At 41.3% G+C, this 21750-nt stretch carries 21 protein-coding genes; 6 read left to right on the forward strand and 15 right to left on the reverse strand.

The window, feature by feature from the left end; translation table 11 throughout:
- Nucleotides 1-10: 10 nt before the first annotated feature.
- Both GPA07_RS15125 and GPA07_RS15130 read right to left on the reverse strand, forming a co-directional pair.
- Complete coding sequence (locus tag GPA07_RS15125) at nucleotides 11-928, reverse strand: AEC family transporter (RefSeq protein WP_008361518.1); 918 nt, start codon at nucleotides 926-928, stop codon at nucleotides 11-13.
- An 87-nt stretch (nucleotides 929-1015) separates the two neighbouring features.
- The gene (locus GPA07_RS15130; protein ID WP_071167848.1) at nucleotides 1016-1432 is read right to left on the reverse strand and encodes a VOC family protein; all 417 of its coding nucleotides are present in this window, start codon (nucleotides 1430-1432) and stop codon (nucleotides 1016-1018) included.
- Nucleotides 1433-1598: 166 nt separating this feature from the next.
- Between GPA07_RS15130 and GPA07_RS15135 the strand changes: the two genes are divergently transcribed.
- Nucleotides 1599-2015: a hypothetical protein gene (locus tag GPA07_RS15135; RefSeq protein WP_008361521.1), complete on the forward strand. Its 417-nt coding sequence runs from the start codon at nucleotides 1599-1601 to the stop codon at nucleotides 2013-2015.
- Between the two features lie 46 nt (nucleotides 2016-2061).
- On the opposite strand, the gene GPA07_RS15140 is transcribed toward GPA07_RS15135, so the two are convergent.
- The 3 genes from GPA07_RS15140 to GPA07_RS15150 all read right to left on the reverse strand — a co-directional run bounded on the left by GPA07_RS15140 (nucleotide 2062) and on the right by GPA07_RS15150 (nucleotide 4929).
- The gene (locus tag GPA07_RS15140; RefSeq protein WP_157292905.1) at nucleotides 2062-3600 is read right to left on the reverse strand and encodes a bifunctional GNAT family N-acetyltransferase/carbon-nitrogen hydrolase family protein; all 1539 of its coding nucleotides are present in this window, start codon (nucleotides 3598-3600) and stop codon (nucleotides 2062-2064) included.
- Nucleotides 3601-3615: 15 nt separating this feature from the next.
- Nucleotides 3616-4281, reverse strand: coding sequence for an HAD family hydrolase (locus GPA07_RS15145; protein ID WP_157292906.1), 666 nt, complete (start codon nucleotides 4279-4281; stop codon nucleotides 3616-3618).
- 306 nt (nucleotides 4282-4587) lie between these two features.
- Nucleotides 4588-4929 (reverse strand): DUF5365 family protein, encoded by a 342-nt coding sequence (locus GPA07_RS15150; RefSeq protein WP_008361526.1) that lies wholly within the window; start codon nucleotides 4927-4929, stop codon nucleotides 4588-4590.
- A 109-nt stretch (nucleotides 4930-5038) separates the two neighbouring features.
- Between GPA07_RS15150 and GPA07_RS15155 the strand changes: the two genes are divergently transcribed.
- Nucleotides 5039-5941: an RluA family pseudouridine synthase gene (locus GPA07_RS15155; protein WP_157292907.1), complete on the forward strand. Its 903-nt coding sequence runs from the start codon at nucleotides 5039-5041 to the stop codon at nucleotides 5939-5941.
- A gap of 232 nt (nucleotides 5942-6173) precedes the next feature.
- Here GPA07_RS15155 and GPA07_RS15160 read toward each other — a convergent pair whose 3' ends face one another.
- From GPA07_RS15160 to GPA07_RS15170, 3 genes are all read right to left on the reverse strand, one after another.
- Entirely contained in the window at nucleotides 6174-6743 is a 570-nt protein-coding gene (locus GPA07_RS15160) for a class D sortase (RefSeq protein ID WP_157292908.1), read from the reverse strand.
- Between the two features lie 49 nt (nucleotides 6744-6792).
- Complete coding sequence (locus GPA07_RS15165) at nucleotides 6793-9699, reverse strand: 5'-nucleotidase C-terminal domain-containing protein (protein WP_157292909.1); 2907 nt, start codon at nucleotides 9697-9699, stop codon at nucleotides 6793-6795.
- An 83-nt stretch (nucleotides 9700-9782) separates the two neighbouring features.
- Complete coding sequence (locus GPA07_RS15170) at nucleotides 9783-13157, reverse strand: CheR family methyltransferase (protein WP_157292910.1); 3375 nt, start codon at nucleotides 13155-13157, stop codon at nucleotides 9783-9785.
- A 144-nt stretch (nucleotides 13158-13301) separates the two neighbouring features.
- Here GPA07_RS15170 and GPA07_RS15175 point away from each other — a divergent pair, with 144 nt between their 5' ends.
- Nucleotides 13302-13946: a spore coat protein gene (locus GPA07_RS15175; protein WP_157292911.1), complete on the forward strand. Its 645-nt coding sequence runs from the start codon at nucleotides 13302-13304 to the stop codon at nucleotides 13944-13946.
- 28 nt (nucleotides 13947-13974) lie between these two features.
- On the opposite strand, the gene GPA07_RS15180 is transcribed toward GPA07_RS15175, so the two are convergent.
- Both GPA07_RS15180 and GPA07_RS15185 read right to left on the reverse strand, forming a co-directional pair.
- Entirely contained in the window at nucleotides 13975-14850 is an 876-nt protein-coding gene (locus tag GPA07_RS15180; RefSeq protein WP_008358714.1) for a hypothetical protein, read from the reverse strand.
- A gap of 156 nt (nucleotides 14851-15006) precedes the next feature.
- Nucleotides 15007-15513: a YhcN/YlaJ family sporulation lipoprotein gene (locus tag GPA07_RS15185; RefSeq protein WP_008358712.1), complete on the reverse strand. Its 507-nt coding sequence runs from the start codon at nucleotides 15511-15513 to the stop codon at nucleotides 15007-15009.
- Nucleotides 15514-15666: 153 nt separating this feature from the next.
- Here GPA07_RS15185 and GPA07_RS15190 point away from each other — a divergent pair, with 153 nt between their 5' ends.
- Entirely contained in the window at nucleotides 15667-16086 is a 420-nt protein-coding gene (locus GPA07_RS15190; protein WP_157292912.1) for a spore coat protein, read from the forward strand.
- Nucleotides 16087-16120: 34 nt separating this feature from the next.
- On the opposite strand, the gene GPA07_RS15195 is transcribed toward GPA07_RS15190, so the two are convergent.
- The gene (locus GPA07_RS15195; protein ID WP_157292913.1) at nucleotides 16121-16501 is read right to left on the reverse strand and encodes a hypothetical protein; all 381 of its coding nucleotides are present in this window, start codon (nucleotides 16499-16501) and stop codon (nucleotides 16121-16123) included.
- 96 nt (nucleotides 16502-16597) lie between these two features.
- Here GPA07_RS15195 and GPA07_RS15200 point away from each other — a divergent pair, with 96 nt between their 5' ends.
- Nucleotides 16598-17689: a diguanylate cyclase gene (locus GPA07_RS15200; protein WP_157292914.1), complete on the forward strand. Its 1092-nt coding sequence runs from the start codon at nucleotides 16598-16600 to the stop codon at nucleotides 17687-17689.
- 211 nt (nucleotides 17690-17900) lie between these two features.
- Nucleotides 17901-18101, forward strand: a complete 201-nt coding sequence (gene cspB, locus GPA07_RS15205) for a cold shock-like protein CspB (RefSeq protein ID WP_003212277.1) — start codon at nucleotides 17901-17903, stop codon at nucleotides 18099-18101.
- A gap of 110 nt (nucleotides 18102-18211) precedes the next feature.
- Here the strand turns inward: cspB and GPA07_RS15210 are convergent, their stop codons facing one another.
- From GPA07_RS15210 to GPA07_RS15225, 4 genes are read right to left on the reverse strand one after another with little or no spacing between them, the layout of a single operon-like run.
- Nucleotides 18212-18571, reverse strand: a complete 360-nt coding sequence (locus GPA07_RS15210) for a hypothetical protein (protein WP_157292915.1) — start codon at nucleotides 18569-18571, stop codon at nucleotides 18212-18214.
- A 13-nt stretch (nucleotides 18572-18584) separates the two neighbouring features.
- Nucleotides 18585-19109: an NAD(P)H-dependent oxidoreductase gene (locus GPA07_RS15215; protein WP_008358701.1), complete on the reverse strand. Its 525-nt coding sequence runs from the start codon at nucleotides 19107-19109 to the stop codon at nucleotides 18585-18587.
- Nucleotides 19110-19126: 17 nt separating this feature from the next.
- Complete coding sequence (locus tag GPA07_RS15220) at nucleotides 19127-20746, reverse strand: DHA2 family efflux MFS transporter permease subunit (RefSeq protein WP_157292916.1); 1620 nt, start codon at nucleotides 20744-20746, stop codon at nucleotides 19127-19129.
- Nucleotides 20747-20785: 39 nt separating this feature from the next.
- Entirely contained in the window at nucleotides 20786-21418 is a 633-nt protein-coding gene (locus GPA07_RS15225) for a biotin/lipoyl-containing protein (RefSeq protein WP_008358698.1), read from the reverse strand.
- Nucleotides 21419-21750: the final 332 nt, after the last annotated feature.

Here is a 21750-nt window from a genome sequence, read left to right on the forward strand (position 1 = left end):
GTGTCGTCCCCTATCCCAGAGGGTGCATGGATAAAATCCATAATAAAACAGGTAAAGTAACGATACTTAATATGGTACTAAGAAACGTCGTGCTTGAGACAAACTCAGGCTTCGTTCGAAACTGTACAGCCATCAGCGTAGTATTCGCTGCTGTCGGCATGGCTGCAACTAAGATCATAATTTGTTTCACCAAATCATCTACCGGTAAAATAAGCGTAAAGCCGAATGCGATCAGTGGTGAAATAAATAACTTTAGCAGCACAGCATAGGAAATATTGCGATAATCCACTTGTTTAAAAGAAATCACTGCAAGCTGCATGCCTAAAATGAGCATAATTGTCGGTATCGCTGCATCCCCAACAAGCTGAACACCCGTCATAAGCTCTTTAGGTAATGAAAGGTCAATGAGCTGAAATAATAGGCCGAGGAGCGCCCCATATGCAACCGGCATACGCAGCACCTTTTTCAACACGACCTTTAGATCTCCCGCATCCTCTCCGCCTTTTGCTGCATAATACATGCCGATTGTACTCATGACAAGCTGCTGGAGAACCATCAAAACGATGGCAATATCTAAACCAGCTGCTCCAAAGACAAGAAGGACAACGGGCGTGCCGTAATTCCCATTATTCATAAATGCTGATGACAAAATCATGGCACAATACGTTTCATTCGAATATCCGTAAATACGAGATAAAATGAAGACACATAAAACAAGGGAAAGACAGAGCCCTATGACAAATATAGATAAGTACACATAGTCCATCGATACTTTATTTTGATAAAAGGTTTCAAACGCAAGAAATGGTGACATTAAATATAAAGACATTGATGAGAGCGTATGTATATCAAAACCAATTGCCTTTTGCCCAATATATCCTATGAGGAAAATGCCGAACACTGGCATTAAGACAAGTAAAAACTCCATGCTGCACCTACTTTTCTCTAGATGAATTCCTTATTTTTTTGCTTTCTTATTATCATACCACTGATAAACAATAAAAAAGAAGCACCCTTATGAAAGGCCGCTTCTCTCCGCATCCATATAAAACACTTCCCACAAATGACCATCAAGATCCTGAAAGCTCCAGCCATACATGAAATCATGATCCTGTTTTTCCTTAAACGGCGATCCACCTGCTGCGATCGCCTGCTCCACCAGCTCATCTACCTCTTCCTTCGAATCAACCTGCAGCGAGATAATGACCTCTGATCCATGCCTAGCATCCACCAATTGCTTCTCTGAAATGGATTGAAAATGCTTGAGTGATAGCAACATGACGGTGATCGTATCATTTATCACCAAACAAGCGGCCTGATCATTCGTCAATCGCTGATCAAAGTCAAACCCTAGCTGCTCAAAAAAAGCCTTTGACTCCTTCACACCCTTGACCGGCAAATTAATATACAGATGTTTAGATTGTCGCCCCATATCCCTCTCCCTTTTTAAAACATGATGTCCTTTCAGTATATTCGTCTTTTGATTTGGCATCCCTTTGTCACAAGAAAAAATAAGCGCCAAGACTCATTACCTTATTTTAACAAAAATATATAATGAATCTCGAACATGATACTAAAAAAACTAGGAGGTTTTCTTGATGAAAACAATCGCAAAATCTTTGATGCTCTCCACTACTGTCCTTTTATTCGCTTCACCGTTCACACAGACAGCTGATGCTGCCTTTATTCAAACTAAGCAGGTTACAGCACAGAGTGATTTTCAGCTTCCTTCAATCACAGACACAATTAAACAAAACATCAAACTTTCTTTAGACAAACAAGAAAAATGGTTACAAAAATTAGAAGTGCTTGCAGGACAAGAAAAACGTGAACAATTTGAACAGTTTTTCAATCAACATGTAGGGCCTGATTTAAAAAGTCTTTTAGAAGAACCTGATCTTACATGGAAACAAGTAGAAAAAACGATTGATCAATCTCTCATCAAATCAGGTGTTCCATTTTTAGCTGCCAAAAGCATTGCCCACTTTGCTACATCCGCATTAAAGAAAATGTAAATATAAAAGACAAGCGCCCTACATTACAGCGGGGCGCTTGTTTTGGTTATTTCTTATATTCAATATGATACACGTCTCTTCTTCGGTCCTTCAGCTGGCGAACCGTCCCATCTTGACGCTGCCTTCTTAATATTTCTAAGTCGACATCACCGACGACAACCATTTCTATATTCGGGTTGCACTCCCCTACAATGCCATCTCTTGCAAATTCAAAGTCAGATGGTGCAAAGATAGCAGATTGTGCATATTGGACATCCATATTTTCTGTTTGCGGAAGATTTCCAACAGTTCCTGAGATCACTGTGTAAATCTGATTTTCAACCGCTCTAGCCTGCGCACAGTAACGCACCCTTAAATAGCCTTGGCGGTCTTCTGTACAGAACGGAGTGAAAATAATTTTCGCTCCTTTATCAGCCGCAATCCGGGCCAGCTCAGGGAATTCAATATCGTAGCAAATTTGAATCGCAATTTTGCCGCAGTCGGTATCAAACACCCGGACTTGGTCACCACTTGAAATCCCCCACCATTTTCGTTCATTCGGCGTGATATGAAGCTTATATTGCTTTTCAATCGTTCCATCACGTCTAAATAAATAGGCGATATTGTAGATTTTCCCTTCCTCTTCAACGAAATGAGAACCTCCGATGATGTTAATGTTGTATTTTACAGAGAGATCTGTAAACAAATTAATGTAGTCCTCAGTATATTCCGTAATCCGCTGCACCGCTAGACTTGGGGATCTCTCCTCTAAATATGACATGAGCTGCGTCGTAAAAATTTCCGGGAAAACAGCAAAATCAGCTGACGCATCTGATGCAACATCCACGTAATACTCGACTTGATTCATAAATTCCTCAAAGGAATGAATTTGTTTCATCGCATATTGAATCACACAAATTCGAACCGGGAAAGCCGATTTATAATATCTTTTCGATTGCGGGCGATAATCGACATTGTTCCATTCCATCAACGTCGCATACGTGCTGGACGCTTTATCATCCGGCAAGTAATTCGGATTGATCCGCATGAGGCTAAATTCATTTAACAGCTGAAAAGATAAAACAGGATCATAAATTTGGTGCAGCATGACCTGCTCAACATATTGGCGGGGCGTCATTTCCTCTTGATATTTATGATAATTCGGGATACGTCCCCCAATAATGATGCTTTTTAAATTTAATCTTCTCGCTAAGTCCTTTCTTGCTTCATACAAACGATGACCAATTTTCATGCGGCGGTAATCAGGACTCACCATCACTTCAATTCCGTACATATTCATCCCATCTGAGTTATGGTTTGTGATGTACCCATCATCTGTAATGTCCTGCCAAGTATGCCGATCATCGTATTCATCAAAGTTAATTAATAAACTTGAACAAGAGCCAATGATTTCCCCCTCGAATTCCGCACAAAACTGCCCTTCTGGGAAATGTTCAAGATGGCTTTCAAGGTGCTCTCGTTTCCAAGGGTCCATGCCCGGAAAGCATACCTCTTGCAGTGCAATGATTCGATCAATATCTTCTTCCCTGATATTACGGATCACCATTCTTTTTTCAAACCGTGTTAAATCTAATTTTTCTGCCATGATGTTTTTGCCCCCTTACTGATCCTCTTTTTCAAGCTGATGGAATAGTTGGAGCAATTCGATTTCAGCCATTGATTCTAATCTGACATCATATTCTTCAAATTGCAGCGTACTTGTCACTTTATTTGGGACGATCACACATTTCATGCCTGCTCGTTTGGCAGCGACTGCTCCATTCACAGAATCCTCAAATGCCACGCAATCTTTCGGATCTACACCTAAGCATTTGGCAGTTTGTAAATAAAGTTCTGGATTCGGTTTGACTTCTTCCACATCATCTGACGTGCGGATACATTCAAAATAATCAAAAAGCCCAATTTGCTTTAAGTGATCAGACACCCATTTATAGTCTGAGCTTGAGGCAAGTCCAATCTTAATCCCAAGCTCCTTTGCTGCCTCTAAATAAGCTTCTACACCAGGTCTTGCTGATTCATCCTTCATTCTCTTTTGAAAACGGGAACGCCGGTCCGCTGTAAGCGCCTCATGATCTAGTGTCTTCCCTACCCGCTGTTCCAAATATTCAAAGGGCTTAAAGCCTGCCTGCGTTCCAATGACCTTTCCCCATACCGAAAGAGGCAGCTCCGATTCATGCTCTGCAAACATTTCCTGCAGAACCTCATATTCATGTGTTTCTGTATCTAAAATTAATCCATCAAAATCAAATATAATCGCCTTTACCAACGAGGCCACTCCTTTTTTTACGAAAGTCTTAAATACGATACTCCATGCTATCATATCGTGAATAAAATTGACTTTCAAAGATGAATGTCTGCTAAAATGATTATGTATAAAAGGAGCCTGCATCGTTTGTCAGGCTCCTATCATGTTCGATTCATTCTGCAAGAGATCCAAGCGCTCCGATTCGTGGAGAATAAAGAATGTGAAAAAGAGCGGGTTTGGTATTACAGATCTTAAAGGTTTCTCCGTTCCCTTAAAAATAGTATGTGCGGCTACCTTGTAAGTTAACAAGGAAGTTCACACCAGCTTTTACGCATTTTGAAGGTGACGGCCTGCAAAATCATCTAAGTCAAACGGAAAAGAAAAGCCGCACGCATTGACTTGTTCACGGTTCAGCTCAAATAACTCACGATCTCGTTTGGTGATATGACGCTTTGGCTTTAACATAATGGTATGTAATAGCTGAAGACCTGATAAGATACGAAAAGCATCATCCATTGTCCCATTATAAACACCATCAATGAATGTAAGCGGGCGTTGTTTCTGCCGCTGTTCTCCATGTAAAGAATGGGGTAAAAGCTCTTCAACTTCCTTGGCAATTTCTTCAATTGCCTGCTCTTGAAGGTCTGTAGCAGCTTTCATTAATCTCACGTGACATCTACCTCTCTGTCGTTATTTCTCCATTCAGAATAGCACAGAAAAAAAGGCATTCGCCAAGGTAAGTGTTTCCTATATATACCCAAAGAGAGGACCAGATATCATGATCATAAAAGGACACACCCTTTCACTAAAAGTAGGTGAGCAGCATCAAGGCATTTCCTTAAGTCAATGTTTAAAGGACGAAGTGTCTGCCTCAAAGCCGATCATCCATTTTTGGATGGAGCACCAAAAAGTGCGCCTGAATCAAAAGCCTGCACACCACGCAGCAAAAGTCAGTGAAGGCGATCAAATCATCATTGATTTATTCGAAACAGAAGAAAGCGATGTGACGCCAGAATACGGAGAATTAGAGGTGCTTTTTGAGGATGAGCATTTACTGATTGTACAAAAGCCAGCTGGCCGGCCAACACATCCGAATGAAAAAAGGCAGACGGGCACACTTGCCAACCTTGTCGCCTTCCATTTTCAAGCGAACGGGGAGGAAAAACGGGTCAGACATATTCACAGGCTTGATCAAGACACAAGCGGCACCGTCATTTTTGCCAAACATAGGTTAGCGCATGCTGTCCTTGATCAAATGCTTTCTAAAAAATTGATAAAAAGAACGTACATGGCCATCGCACAAGGGCTTTTTCAGAAAAAGAAAGGAACGATCAATGCGGCAATCGGACGCGACAAGCACCATGCAGTCAGAAGGAGAATATCCCCGACTGGTCAAAGCGCATTGACTCATTTTGAGGTCATCAAACGCAATAAACGTTTACAGATGACAGCCGTCAAGCTGCAGTTAGAAACAGGAAGAACGCATCAAATTCGTGTTCATCTTAGCAGTGCCGGGCATCCTTTAGCTGGAGATATATTGTATGGCGGTATGCGTGAGCATATCAACAGATGCGCTCTGCATGCCCAGCAAGTAGACATGAAACATCCATTTACAGGCGAGCAGCTTACGATAGAAGCACCGCTTCCAGCTGATATGGCTGAACTAATGGACAACATGTAGAAAGTGCCTGCCCCATACGCAGGTTTTCAGCGTGTAGACAAACCCTCGCATTCGGTGTCAGTCCTGCGTGCCGGTGCTCACGAATCTTAAATTCGCTCCGCTCCGGTACTCGTCCTTCTTAGACTGCAAAGGTTTTCATGTCACGCTGAAAAGAAGACAAAGGGCTAAAATAAAGTTCATTTTAGCCCTTTGTCAACAATCTGAGAACCTGCCCCATACGCAGGCTCTTTTTTCATGAAACAGATGCTCTTTTCGCATAAATAATGTATCGCTCTGGTGCATTACCGACGAAATGAAATGGATAGCATGTGGTTAGTACGAGCTCTTCTTTTTTATTCTGCAGAGTGATAATGGATGTATCATGCTGATCCACAATTTTCGTATGCGTGATTTCATACACATACTCCCCGTATGGCACTGTGATTTTCAGTTGATCTCCAATGTCCAGCTCACCTGTCCGGCGAAAGACCGTGTCCCGGTGCCCAGACAGAACAATTTGTCCATGTTGATCAGGATAATAACTGCCTTTATAATGCCCGACTCCTTTGGCAAGGTCGTCCGCATCCGTCCCTTCGACAATCGGGAGGTCCGCCTTTAATTTCGGAATGGTGAGAATGCCTGAGGCTTTTCCCATTTCAGGAGCAAACGTCTTCTTTGACATCCCTTGATCGGCCGCTACCACCTTCTTCGCTTCCTCTAATGATTGTGCTGTTTGAAGATGAGTAGAGGTGATTTGCCATATTCCCCAGCCGAGCAGCGTAATTCCCGCTGTCATTACAGTAACTGCAAGCCATTTTTTCATGCTTTAACTCCTTCGTCTTAAACAATGATTCTTCTGAGGTGATGAGCCTTCAGCTTGCTGCTGCCTTTTCTTCTAGTTTTACTTTCTCAATTCGGCCCTGTTTTTGATACACAATGGCAGCGCCCTCGAAGCTCTTAACGAAAGCAACGGTCGCTTCTAAATCTTCTGGACCCGTTTCAGGGTTCTTCCCTAACCGCCCGATTGGCGCATATTTACTTCCAGTTGCAGTGGCCATGAAGTTATTCACTGTGAGTGTATACGTTTGATCGAAAACAACTGGTGAACCATCTGGCAGTTTCAAGTCGACTACTTTATATGTTAACGGATCATAGGAATATGAAAAGCCTGAAATGCTATAATCTGGTCCAAATTGAGGAGAGATTTGTGCTTCAATGATATCGACCAAATCCTTCCCCTGAATTTCCAGCTTGACTAAAACGTTGCCAAATGGCTGAATATTAAAGAGATCTCCCCATGTAATCGGCCCTTTTTCGAGATGCTGCCTGATACCGCCGCCATTCATCATGGCAAAGTCACTTTTCATCGAATATCTCATCCCATCCGCAATGAGGTTACCGAGCGGTGTGTCTCCATCATTTGAATAGCCGCCTTCCATTTTGACGCCTGCTTCTCCTACAACCTCACTAATAATCGGTTCAACTTCTTTGCCGTAGCGATCTAAAATGTCCGCTGCTTCCTTGTCCTTTTCAATACTAGTCTGGTCTACATACTGAATGTTTGCACTCTTTTTGACAATATCCTTTGTTTTCCGGTCCAGTGTGACATTGACTTCTCCAATGGCCTTTCCATATTCAAAGGCTTGAACGATTAATTTCCCATTGACCTCCCCATTGACTACTTCGTGATTGTGTCCAGCAAAAATGACATCAATTTCATCATCACCTTCTTTGGCAAGTTTCGCACTTTCTCCAGTAATGGTATCGCCATTTTGAGAGGCTGTCATATGAGCCAGTACCGCAATGGCTTTGACCCCTTTTTGCTTTAATTCCTTCGTTGCTTCATTGACTGCTTTCACTTCATCTGTAAACTGAATATCTTTAATTCCCTCTGGCATCACCATGCCCGCAGCTGATCTTGTGACAACACCGATAAATGCCACTGGGATTCCTTCAACATCTATGATTTCATAAGCAGGTAAAAGCGGTTTGCCAGTATCCTTGTATTCACAATTCGCACAAACAAGCGGGAAGTTCTGGCCGTCGTATCCTTTTGTGCCTTTAGGGTGTTCCCCGCCGTTTAGGATACGCAATAGTTCGTCAACGCCTTCATCAAACTCATGGTTGCCGACTGTACCAACATCAAAACCGATGTTCTCCATTAGTTCAACTGTTGGTTCATCTTGCAAAAGAGATGATACCGGTGAGCTCCCGCCAATCATATCTCCTGCATGGACCGTGATTATATTTTTTTGTGACGCTTGTTTTTGTTTCATATAAGCCGCCACATAATCCATCCGTCCATACATTCCTTTACTGCCATCACCTTTTAGATCCAGCTCATATTGCTGATCAATTTTCCCATGTAAATCATTCATGCTTAAAATGGTTAATGGTACTTCACGAGATGACGTGGATGCCTGATATCCAGCCTGCTCTGCTTCTTCTTTTGAGGCAAAAAAGACACGTTTCTCTACATCAACCTCTTTCCAGTTGTCAGGTGATACGTAGGTTTTTGCAGAAGAATCACCGACATAACGTGTGAGCCCTTTTTTCTGCTCACGCGCTCTAAATTCAAATGGCTGTTCTATCAAAGGATCCGCTTCATTCCAAATACCCAGCCCTTTTTCCTTCGCTTCTTTCACAGCTTGCTGAAACGCATCGTACTCTTTTTCATCTCCAACAGGCCAGATGAAATAAGTAGGGGCATATCCTTTTTTCACAAGCTCTAAGTTCGTATTGATGCCTTTTTTGGTTTTCACTTGAGCTAGAAGACGTCCATAGCCATCCTTCGCTTCAGGGCCAATCTTTAATGTCACCTGATCACCGCTTGAAAGAAGTGTTTTTAAATAATCAGTCGCTTTTTGTCCAAAGCGCAGTTGGTTCTGATCTAATTCATTTTTGGGCTTATGATAGGTTTCCGGCGTATCCATATGAACAAAGCGCACCTTTGTCGTACCTAGCACTGGCTTCTTTAAATGAATGGTGTCTCCATCTACAACACGGTCAACGGTTGCCTGATATTCTTTCTTGATGTTTGGCGGATTTGGCTGACGTTTCAGCAGTTTGATATCAGCCTTGTGTCTTGGCAGCACCTGCAGCGTATCGTATCTGCTTAGAATCCCTGTAAACTCATACCATTTCCCTGTCTTCACTTGATCAATGGCACCCGTATTCTCCATCACTCTAAGGACGGTGCTATGATATTTCCGATCGATCATGGTTACATTGTAACCGCCGCCAGCAGACTGGTCTGGTTTTAATTCCACGTAGCCTTTGACTTTTACAAGTCTTCCTTCATATTTACCTGCATAATCCGTTTCCAGTTGTTTAATGGAGACTCGCTTCGGCGCTGGCAATGGTTGATTCACAGCATCTATCTGCAAACGGTCTTGATCTGGCACAATTTCAACCAGCCCTTTATATAGCGTTACCTTGCCAGTCACCGTCACCTTCATACCAGCTTTCAGTTCCGGAAAATTGTTCGGCTGCGCAGAATAAATATTCATTCCAGCGGTCTTGTCTTGAATATATGTTGAGAGCTTCCCATTTCCTATAGCGGATTGATCTGCTGTCACAATTCCACTCACCGTCACCGTCTCTCCGATGAGCTTACGGGCTTTTTTGATGGTCACTTGCTTCATTTGTTTCGAGACATTTTCCTTCTTGTCAGATGCACTGACCGGCTCCGCTGTCATGATACCAGGCAGTAAGGATTGCAGACTAAATATCACCAAAACCAAACAACAGATCATTCGAATGGATTGCATACGTTTCATTAGATCTCTCCCCTTTGAGCTTCATCTCTCATAGTGTACAAAGTAAATATTGATGCTGGATGGATTTCATGTAAAACTTATCCCTAAGAATTCGTTGGAAACGTAATAATCACGCGCGTCCCTTCAAAGCTTTTGCTTTCAAAACGAATGGTACCGCCATGGCTTTCAATAATTTTAATCGTCATCATCAATCCCAGTCCCGTCCCTTTTTCTTTCGTTGTATAAAACGGTTCACCCAGTTTCGCAATCTCATCTTCTGGTATGCCCTTTCCTTGGTCTTCAAATATCAGCATCATTTGATTATTTTTCAGCATGGAGGTCACTTGGATCACACCTCTCACACCATCCATCGCTTCAATTCCGTTTTTAAGAATGTTCAGAAAGACTTGTTTCAGTTCATTCGGTATGCCTTGAATGTTAGGGAGTGATGGAGAAAGTTTTTTTTGAATGGACACTCCTTTTAAGACCGCCTGCGATTCAACAACCATAATGACTTCTTCAAGCAGAAGATTGACATGTACTGGCTCAAAATTAACAGACTTGCTTCTAGAGAGCACAAGGAATTCATTAATAATCGCTTCAAGCCGGTTAAACTCTGACATCATGACATCCGCATAATCCTTCTGATACTTTTTACTTTGAATCATCAGCTGCAAAAAGCCTTTCAACGACGTAAGCGGGTTTCGTATCTCATGGGCAATGCCAGCTGCAAGCTGACCAACTGCCGACAGCATTTCTGACTTCATCAGCATTTTCTCCGACTGCTTTTGACTCGTAATATCCTCTGAAATGCGCATGACGGATGTCTGCATTTTGCCAGGATCATCAATTCGATGTAATGAGACTCTCTCCCACCGCTCACGTCCGGATAAATCGTGAAAATACAACTCCCCAGACCAGCTGCCCTCTCTTAAACAAACGTCCCATTGCTTAGCTAAATCATCACATTGACACAACGCTTGATAGACAGAAAAAACATCTTTCCCGATCAGGTTGTATTCATGCTTCTGTACAAACTGACAAAAGCGCTGATTCACGCATTGAATGACCCCTTCCTCCGTTGCGACCACAATATGAATATGGCTGTTATCTAGTGCTGTCACCGAAAGATGAAGTGCCTGCTTCAATTTCGTCATTTCCGTCATTTTGAACCAAGTCATCACCGCTCCCTCATGATCCTGTTCATAGTGAGGTGTGATATGCACGATGAATTGTTCTCCATCGTTTGTTTCAATTTCACGTTCGATGATGCGCCTGTCCGACATGACAGATTGAATGTCATGATAGAGTATTTCCTGCGTGAGCTTCTTCGCCATTGATTGAAAAGTTTGCTGGTTCCGGGCTTGAGCTGAAGTAAATAAAGAGGCAGCTGTAGGTGTGTTATAGTGAATATTCATTTCCCGGTCGACAAACAACGTGGCAATCTCTGGCTTCACAGATGGCCGGTACAGTTCTTCTCTTGTCACCTTCAAATTGTTTATGATATTAATAAAATGTTCATGGGTTTTCTCAAGCTTCTCTACCTGCATGTTTTTTTCTTTTAGTTCGGCTCTTGCTTCCTGCTCCTTTTGTTTCACCTCATTGAGCTCGTTTTCTAAATCGACAATTCGCTGTTGATAGACTGAATTCTGCTCTTGCATCTCTTTGTCCCTGCCGTTCTTTTGATTTTTTCCTCTCTCACTCATTCGAATGAGAATGACGTATACTCCCTTGAAACGGCGATCAAAACTTTTCACTGTAAAATCAACATACTGCTGTCTGCCATTTTCAGAAATGAGGACATGCTGAAATACCACTTCGGTCTCTTCTGTCCACACCTTTTGAAAGGATTGACTCAACATCTCTTTCATGTAATCTGGTGTTACATATTTACAAGATTGATCTGACACTTCTGTATGTTCTAAAAAAGAAGAGGCACCCTCTGACATTGCGAGGATTTTGTCGCAATCATTTATGATGATGCAGGCGTCATCCTGAGCGATTTCTTTCATATATTGGGCAGCTCGTTCTTTTAACTCCATATCACACGAGTCTTGCGCCCAAGGCACATTGTGTTTAGAAACGTTTGAGTGGGTATAAATGTTCCACTTTTCATTGAACAAATGAAATAAACGAGGTATATTGGGGACCGTTTCATTCGGCCCTAGTATCAGCATCCCTTGATCCTTTAATGCATATTGGAATCGGGATAATACTCGTTTTTGGACTTCTGGCTGGAAGTACATCAGAACATTTCGGCAACTGATAAAATCGAGGTGGATAAAAGGTGAATCAATCAATAAATTGTGAGGAGCAAAGACGATATGTTTTCTAAGCGACTGCTTCACAATATAAGCGTCACCTTTCTTTTCGAAATATCGCGTCTTCCATTTTTCTGGAATCCTCGCCATAGACTCAGCGGAAAACACCCCTTTACTTGCCCTTTGTATGGCTTTTCGGTTGATGTCTGTTGCAAACACTTGAAGTTCAACGGACACTTGTCTTCGCTTCAGTTCTTCTAAAAATAAAATCGTAAAAGAATAGGCTTCTTCACCTGTAGAACAGCCTGCAATCCAAATGCGGCATCGAGATTTCCCGTTTTTCATTGTATTTTCAATGATCGACGGAATGACCTTATGTTCACATACACGAAAAGCTTCCATATCCCTAAAAAAAGAAGTCGTCCCACTGAGAAGCTGTACATGTAGGCGATCAAGCTCATCTGATTCTCTGTCTAATAAACGATCATAATCTGCCAATGATGAAATCGGTTGTTTGGCACTCCGCATTCTTTTTTGAAGAACAGAGAGCAGCCTATTCTTGTCATAGGTTGAAAATGCAATTCCTTTATGCATTTCAAGACGTTCAATGATTCTGACCAAAACAGGGTTGGAAATATCGATATGCGAAGCCGTGATGATGTTTCCAATATAAGCCGCAAGTGCAGAAGGGTCTTGAAATGTTTGCATACTATCCAGCTCATTATTTGTCTCACTGCATGATAAGGCTGTACCGCCTTGCTCAACTAATTGAAGCAAACCACTTCCTACACAATAGCCTTTTTGGAAAAAGATCGCATAGGCCTCTTCCTTTTGCACGCTGGCAAGTGACTGAAACAACGAATTGACAGCGCATGTCTTGTTCGTTGGAAGCTGCTCCGATATGTGCAGCCGTTTATCTTCTGTCAATGTCACAACTACATGCTGCGGACAAGCATAAATCGTTTTTTGCATGACTTTCTCACCATGTTTAATCGTTTTTGCCCGGTAGCCAATCGGTAAAACAAGTGCTTCCAAATCAATTACACAATCGTCCGTCACATGATTTTGCACAACAATAAAAGAGGCATTTAATTCATGTGGAAATGATTGAAAAAAAGCCTCGAGATGATGCTGCTCAAACGGCGAAACACCGATGCCAATCACTGGTGCCTGCACATGTTCGTCTTCTATCAAACGATTAATGATTTTGTCCTGCATCTGCTACCCCCATGTTCATTCGTCTGATACTTTTTTTCGACAAAAAGGAAGAAAACCCTCTAATTGTAAATAATGTTTTTTGTATGAAAGAAGGAAAATTTCCTCACATTAAAACAGAATGTATAAACAATAGGAGGAATTTCTATGCAAAACGATCAACAGTCATTCGGACAAGGACATGCTCAGCAGCCTGAATTCAACCATGGCGGGCACGAGTTATTCGATTTACATGAAATTTTAGCAGGCACCATTAATATTTTGGATCAATACATGATCTTTCGGCAGTTCATCCAAGATCCTGCATTATCCGACATCTTAGATCGACAATATCAATTCATTTTGTCGCAGTACAATGTCACGGTAGATTGTTTTTCTACTGGACAAAAGCCTAGTGAAGACACTGCTACTTATATGATGAAAGAACAAACACAGGTCACATATGGGATTAAACCGTCACAGCCGAAGAAGCCGAATCAGTCATTGCAGGACGTAAAAGACGCAGGGATTACAGGGCATATGCTCGGTCTCGTGAAATCACATGCAGGATTACTGTCAATGACCGCTTTAGAGGTAACAAATCCTGTCGTTAGACGGGTACTTGCAGCGCAAATTCCGAACTTTATTGAAATGGCGTATGAAATTTTCTTATATCAAAACAAACATGGCTACTATCAAGTTCCGCAGCTTACAACTCAAGACATGCAAGCGATGACATCTACTTTTGCCCCTATGCAGGGACAAGTTCAAATGCCGCCAAGCAAAGCCAATCAGCAAAAGCCGCTTCATTAGACAAAAAACGGCCGACCTATTTTCCTGGTCAGCCGTTTTTTCTTTGATAGATCAGTGTAAAGTGTTCTTCAAAATTTGTGAGACGTTGTCCTGTCGCTTGTTCAAAACCTCTATCAAAACGGCCGGTTTTCGCCGTTTCCTCCATGATCTCATGTATGATATCTCGTCCATAAAGTTGTACCAACTCATAGATCATATAGTAGCTTTGTAAATAGACGTCTGTCTCATACGTCGTTCGAGAATTCTGCCAGTCTTGATCAGAATGAAGAGATTGAAAAGGAATGACATCGAACCGTTCAGACGTGGCATTCAGCACATCATAGGCCGTCCATTCTGCTGTTCCTTCATGGAACCAAAGTGGAAAGATGACTGGAGACACCTTGTATGCATGCACGCTTTCATAGAAAACGAAATGAGCATACTCATGAATGAATAACGTGTTGAAAAAGTATAAGGGCAGTGTCTCTTTTTTCAACAATTCTTCCCGTTTATCTGGGTATAATCCAATCATGCGATCATAATCAGAGTAAAAACCCGTAATATGCTTGATGCCTGCAAATTGCTCGATCGTCTCTTTATCATCAAAGTAAATGATATCTAACGCTTTGTCAGGTTCAAACTGAAACACTGACATCGTTCTCTTCTTGGCCTTTTCCAGCGCCTCTATGGTCAAATCGACAAAGGCGTCCTCTTCCTCTGCATAGTAAATTCTAATATGTTCATAGACCTGTTTATTGAGTCCCTCCGTTAATACTGTTTTCGGAGAGGACTGCTGTTCTAAATATTGTCCTGTCAGCTGAAACGCAACATAAATCAAATATGCGGTGAACGCATAAAAAATCAAACCTGCTGCAATCATTCCGCTTACAAGTTTTTTATGAATCAATACCGGTTTTGCTTTCATTTACTCCCCACCTGAATTCATCCTGCAACCTCTTTTTCTCTCTATGAAAAAACAAAGATCAACAAGAGGTGATCTATTTTTTACTTTATGCATTCAGGTGCGCAAGGTGCGGTTCCAAACAAAAAAGCCGCATTTGACATACGGCTTTTGTCGTAGCTATTTTGATTCAGGGAAAACACGTCGAACGGTTTCAGTAAATTCGTCAAAGAATCCTGAAATTGGTTCTCCGCTTCTAATACGTTTTCCGTACCCTGTCATACGATCGACAAAGTCTGGATTAGCGGATACATACACGTTATCAATTTGTTGATCAGTAGATTTTACTTTATCAGAAATTTTCTTTTTCAAATCATCTGTGACATCACCGCTTTTATTGCCTTCAAGCACAACGGCAACAAATGCATTTTTCCCTGTGACAAGTACGTTCGCTGTTTTCACTTCAGACATGTTAGCAACAAGCTCTGACGCTTTGTCTGCCACTTTGACCTTCTGAGGTGTTTGAACATTTGGCTGATCCTGTCTCATGTTTTCGTTCTTATATGTGACATTTTCATACTGCTGATTCATTGTTCCTCTTCGCTCATCGCCTTGATTATTCATTCCACACCCAGTAGTCATCAATGTCGGAACGAGTAGTAAAGAAAGCATCCATTTCTTATTCATCAATTATCCCTCCTTTTGTTCATAGGTTTTTCATCCAGCAGGCTTTTTATGCACACATCCTCTATTTCAGGAAAATGAATTCATAATTCAGCCTTCTTTGGTCATCCTAAACATGATGAAGAAGTATCATCACGATCAACTGGAGGGATTCGTTTGTTTAAAAGAAGAAAAGGCATGAGCACTGGCGCAATGATCGCCGCTTCGACAGCGGTGATTGCACTGTTCTCCCCTGTATTACGGAAAAGAATCAGCCGCATGACACAAATGAACTTGTCCTTAATGATGAAAGACCACGATCATAACCGTCATGAGCCATCTCGCCATGAGTCACATTCGAAATCGCATGCACAGAAAGAATCTAAAGGAACGGCTGAAGTCGGTCAAATGATTAAACAGGCTTTCACCGCTGTCCAGACAAACCAATCACAGCAGCAGCCATCATCATCAACTACGCATCAAACCCACAAGCCAAGAGAATCTTACGCACAGTCACTTCACATTGATGAAAATGTCATGAATGTCATGGATGATGAATCTATTCAGCAAGTGCTCAATGACATCGAGCACAAATAATCAAAACAGGAGCCTTCACGAAAAAGGCTCCTGTTTACTCTCCTGAAAAGTGCTCTTTCACCATCATGGAGAAGGAAGGCAAAAAGGTGATTTCGACCGTGATAACAAACCGATCCACATCATCTAGTATGATCAAAAGCTCTTTCTCATGCTGCCGGTCCTTTTTTATTTCGACATGTCTCACGGTTTTAAAATCATACACGCCTAAAACGGATGCATCTTTTTTTCGAACAGCCTTTAAAGAAAACTCTTGAACCCCAAGTAACATCGTCACCACAAATCGCTCTTCTTGATTCTCAAACCGAAATGTTAGATCTTGATATTCAATAGGCATATCTCGTTCAAACCCTTCAACAGGCCTCGTCTCAAAAAAAGAAAGCCAGTCCGATTGATCTGGAAATTGTTTTCTCCCCATTTTTTAACCCCCTCATAAGTGAAATTTTTTATTAATTATCTTACTCCCCTTTTCTTTTGCAACAAATTTTAGTAATTTTAAAAAGGTGATTTTATTTTGCTAAGAGACCTCTTTATTAATTTAACAATTCTTGTTACTTTCCATTATTTATTGATGCTTGTGTTTAAAGAGAATTTTCTAAAGAAGGAAGATACCCTGCTTAGACAAGTATGCAAAGGCATGATTTCTGGGTTACTCGGTGTCCTCTTAATGTTTTTCTCTATTAAAGCAGGACCAGCCATCATCGATTTAAGACATATTCCCCTTATTTTAACGGCATTTTACGGAGGCATCGCGCAAACGTTCATCGCAGCATGTGTTGTCATCATCGGGCGATTATTAATTGAAGTCAACGTCGCTTCTTTCATCAATATTTTTTCTATGACGTTTATCGCAACAGCCTCTTTTTTGATTGCTGAACGTCATATCAATCATGTCGTAAAAATGCTGTTATCTATTACGATCAGCAACGTCATAGCGACCATTTTATTTATCACCATCGTCCATGAAACAACATTTGAACTGCATGTCGCTTACTGGATTTTCTCGTATATTGCCGGATTATTTAACTTTTATGTCATTGAGCATCAAACAAAAGCCTATCAGCTGTTAAATTTGTATAAATTCCAAGCTCATTATGACTTTTTAACTGGTGTGTTAAATAAACGGAAGTTTGATGAGGTATTAAGTGACGCTTTTGCTCTCAAATTAAAGCAGCCTATCTATCAAATGTCCCTTATTTACCTAGACATTGATTATTTTAAATCCATCAATGATCAATATGGGCATCATGAGGGAGATATTGTTTTAAAAGAAATCGGAACAAGGCTGATCAAAAACACAAGAAGCTCTGATTATATCGGGCGAATTGGCGGTGAAGAATTTGCTGTGCTTTTACCGAATTGTTCAGTTGAAAAAACATGGCAAATTGCAGAGCGATTGCGGAGAAAAATAGCGGACCAGCCGATTTATTTACAAAACGGAACGTCTATTCACATCACGGTGTCACTTGGATGTGCTTATGATACAGGAGCAAGTGAAAACATCAAACAATTACCGATTATAGCGGACCAGGAGCTCTATAAAGCGAAGCAGTCAGGCCGAAACCAAGTGAGCTTTTCAAAGCGAAAAAGAGACCATTTCAGATAAGCTTTTTCCTCAATTTGTTAGCGCTAATTATTTTTAAAAAAGTTTTCGTATAACAGTTGTTTTTTCCCGCAAACACTGGTAAAGTAAAGGTAATTATTTTTGTTCGTATCATCTTTAAGAAGAAAGTTTTGAAATAGTTTTCGTCTTTGAAGTTTGTGTAAGAGCAAGAATAGTGAATTTAAGCGTTAAGATCGCTTTAGGAGGAAATTTCATGTTAGAAGGTAAAGTAAAATGGTTCAACTCTGAAAAAGGTTTCGGATTCATCGAAGTAGAAGGTCAAGACGATGTATTCGTTCACTTCTCTGCTATCCAAGGCGAAGGCTTCAAAACTTTAGAAGAAGGTCAAGCAGTTTCTTTCGAAATCGTTGAAGGTAACCGTGGACCACAAGCTGCTAACGTTAACAAAGCGTAATTTAAGAGCATTGCTCTTTTAGCACTTTATAGAGTGAAGGAAAACCGCTCGGCTTCTGCCGTCGGTTTTTTTGTGCAATAAAAAGAGAACCTGCTGAGAGGTTCTCTTTTTTATTTGTCCTTCTGCTTAAGCTTTTGCAGAGCAGAACGATACATATCATCATTCATTTTCGTCTCTGGTTCTTCTTCTTTGACAGGTGGTTCTGGCTGTTTAAACTTTTGAAGCGCCTGTCTATAGAAATCGTCGCCAGACGCCGTATCGTCCGTTCGAGAAGACTCTGACGCTTTTTCTTCCTCAACAGGCTCTACAGGTCTCGCCGCAACTTTTGGCTCGCTGCGCGGCGCGTGAGGCTGATTAGACACATCTTCTTTGACCTCTTCCTTCTCGACCGAAGCGTGTCTGACATTGAACGCTACTAATCCAATAATGACTAGAATAGCAGCTGCTAACGCTACAATAATCGTCGCCAAAAGAACCCTCTCCTTATCGCTTAAATGACGCAGTGACTGATGCTACACGTCTTCCTAATGCTTTCCCCAGCTCAATGCCTTCTGCAGAAATCACTTCATCAGAATCAATTGGGCAAGTCACACCCGCTCCATAATAAGAACCGTATAACGCATTCTCTGGAACATTTCCAGGAAGACCAACCACAAGCATCCCTTGATGGAACATAGGTGTAATCAAATTGTGCATTGTCATTTCTAATCCGCCGTGTGTTGTAGCCGTTGTACAGAAAACAGCACCGACTTTATCAATCAGTTTTCCTTCTGCCCATAAGTAGCCAAGGCGGTCAATCCATGTTTTTAATCCTGAACTAATGGTACCAAAGTGACCAGGGCAACCCCAAATGATCGCATCCATTTGATCAAGCTTGCGAATATCCGCATCTTTCACATGATCAATGAACACCTCAGCTTGCTCTGTTTCACCTGCGCCCGCTGCAATCGCTTCTGCAAGTGCTTTTGTATGGTCACCTTCACTATCGTATACGACATAAATTTTCATGTACGGTCCCTCCACACTTATCTTGCATCTTGGTTTGCTTCCTTAGGTGCTGGAAGCAATGTCATTTCTTGTTTCTTATCCTGCTTTTCTTTTCGCTTTTTATCCTTACGTACATCGCGCAGGAATAAGCTGAGAATCACGCCAGCCGCACAGAATAATGTCACCCACATGTAAGCATCATTAATACCCATCACGTTTGAATCGACCTGTGCTTTTGTAAAGAGCTGGGTGTATACATATTTTTGAGCAGCTTCTGCTGTCATACCCATATGATGCATCACATTTGACACAGCCGTCTGGAATGAATTCATAAAGAACGGGTCAACTGTATTCGTTTGATCCGCCATATTGGAATAATGGAATGTCGTCCGATTTGTATAAATCGTCGTGATCAAACTCGTACCGATCGAACCACTAATTTGTCTTAATGTATTAGACATCGCTGTACCATGACTGTTTAAATGCTGTGGCAACTGGTTCATCCCAGCAGTCATGACAGGCATCATCAAGAGTGACATACCGAAGGCACGTACTGCATACATGAGCACAATGTGACTATAAGAAGTATCAATCGTCAGCCTTGTAAACTCGTATGTGGTCACAACGGTAATCAGCATCCCCAAAATGGCAAGCGGACGAGGTCCAAATTTATCAAACAAGATCCCTGAGATTGGGGACATAATCAGCATCGCAAGTGCCCCTGGAAGCATTAATAATCCCGATTGCAATGCAGTAAACCCAACAAGGTTCTGCAAATAGATCGGAAGTAAGAACATCCCAGTGTATAAGGCAACGGTAATGATAATGTTAATGACACTTGATAATGAGAAAATGCTGTATTTAAACACGCGGAAATCGAGCATCGGATTTTCCGCTTTTAGCTGTTGGAAAATAAAAAGAATGATCGCAATCGCACCAATAATAATCGTAGATAGAACGATTGGATCTGTCCAACCATCACTTCCCGCTTCACTCACTCCGTATAGAAGCGAAGCAAAACCAACGATCGACAGAATCGCTCCAAGGCTGTCCAGCTTGATTTTTTTAGGCTCTACAATATTTTTAAACATAAAGAAAGCCGCGATAATGACAATCGCACCGATTGGTACAAGTCCATAAAACATAATACGCCATGAATAATGTTCAATAATATAACCCGATAATGTTGGTCCAACCGCTGGTGCAAACATCATCGCAAGACCAAAAATCCCCATTCCTTTCCCTCTGTTTTCCGGAGGGAAAATAAAAAGGATTGTTGTCATGACGAGCGGCTGTAAGATACCGCCACCGACTGCCTGAATCAAACGGCCAATGAGCATCGTAGAAAAGTTCGGCGCAATACCGCAAATAAAGGTCCCTAGTGTAAATGAAATCATCGCCACGAGGAATAAGCTGCGCTGACCAAAACGTGTGATCAAAAACGCAGATAACGGAATGAGCACACCGTTGACAAGCATGTAACCTGTTGTAAGCCACTGAATGGTCGTCGCACTCACGTTAAATTCAGTCATCAAATGGGGCATGGCTACGTTCAAAAGCGTTTGGTTTAAAATCGCTACGAACAAACCGGCCATTAAAATGATCAGTAAAGACAAGGAGCCTGTTCCCTGTTTTGTCGCTGCAGGTTGATTTGCCATCTCAGACAACCTCCTTTCATTTTTTGATATCAGTCATCATTAAGATGAAATTTTGACAGAAGCATTCATACCTGGAAGTACTTTGTCAGATGGATTTTTAATAGAAATTTTCACTGCTACTTTTTGTGTGACTTTCGTATAGTTACCACTTGAATTTGTTGCTGGAAGCATATTGAATGTTGAGTTCGTCGCATAACCAATTTGTTCAACAGTTCCTTCAAATGTTGTATCAGGATCGCCGTCTACAACGATGTCGACTTTGTCACCTTTTTCAACGTTCTTAATGTCTGTTTCTTTAATATTTGCTGTAATGTAAAGCTTGCTTAGGTCAATGGTTTCACCAAGAACTGTACCTGCCTGCACTTGTTGGTTGTTTTGTACTTCTTTTTTGACTAATGTGCCATCAGCTACTGCTTTAATGTTTGTTTTTGCTTCTCCTTCAACCTTTGCAACGGTGCTGTCTTTTTTCACTTCGTCACCTTCATCAATGTTCCAGCCTTTGATTTGTCCAGCTGCTGGTGCTGTAATTTGATACATGTCGCCTGTCACTTTTGCTTCGTCCGTTTTGACAAAGTTTGTGCTTTCGTAGTAGTAATAAGCACCTCCAGCAATAATGGCAAGAATCACAATAAGGCCAATAATATTCGTTAACAATAAACGTCCTCTGTTCATGTTTTGTTTCTCCTTTCATGTATAAACATATAGTGTCATCTGCTTTAGCAAGATTAGAATGCCCATCATCTGACAGAATATGAAACAAGCTCATACGCTGCATGTTTCTCCTCTCTCTACTCCGCTGAAAAGTGGTGTGCAGCCCATTTATACGTATTGTTCACTCATGAGCAAAAAGCAGAAAAAGAAGAAAAGACGATCGGCATCTTTTTTGAAAAATATATTTAACAAGATTAAATATTAATAAATGAAAATTGAAATGTCAAAGAGAAAGTTTTACTTTTTTTCTGGCGATCCCTTCCTTCTCAACACAAAAAACCTTTCAGCCCTTA

The sequence above is a fragment of the Bacillus sp. ms-22 genome (assembly GCF_009759805.1).
Classification (GTDB): domain Bacteria; phylum Bacillota; class Bacilli; order Bacillales; family Bacillaceae; genus Bacillus; species Bacillus xiamenensis.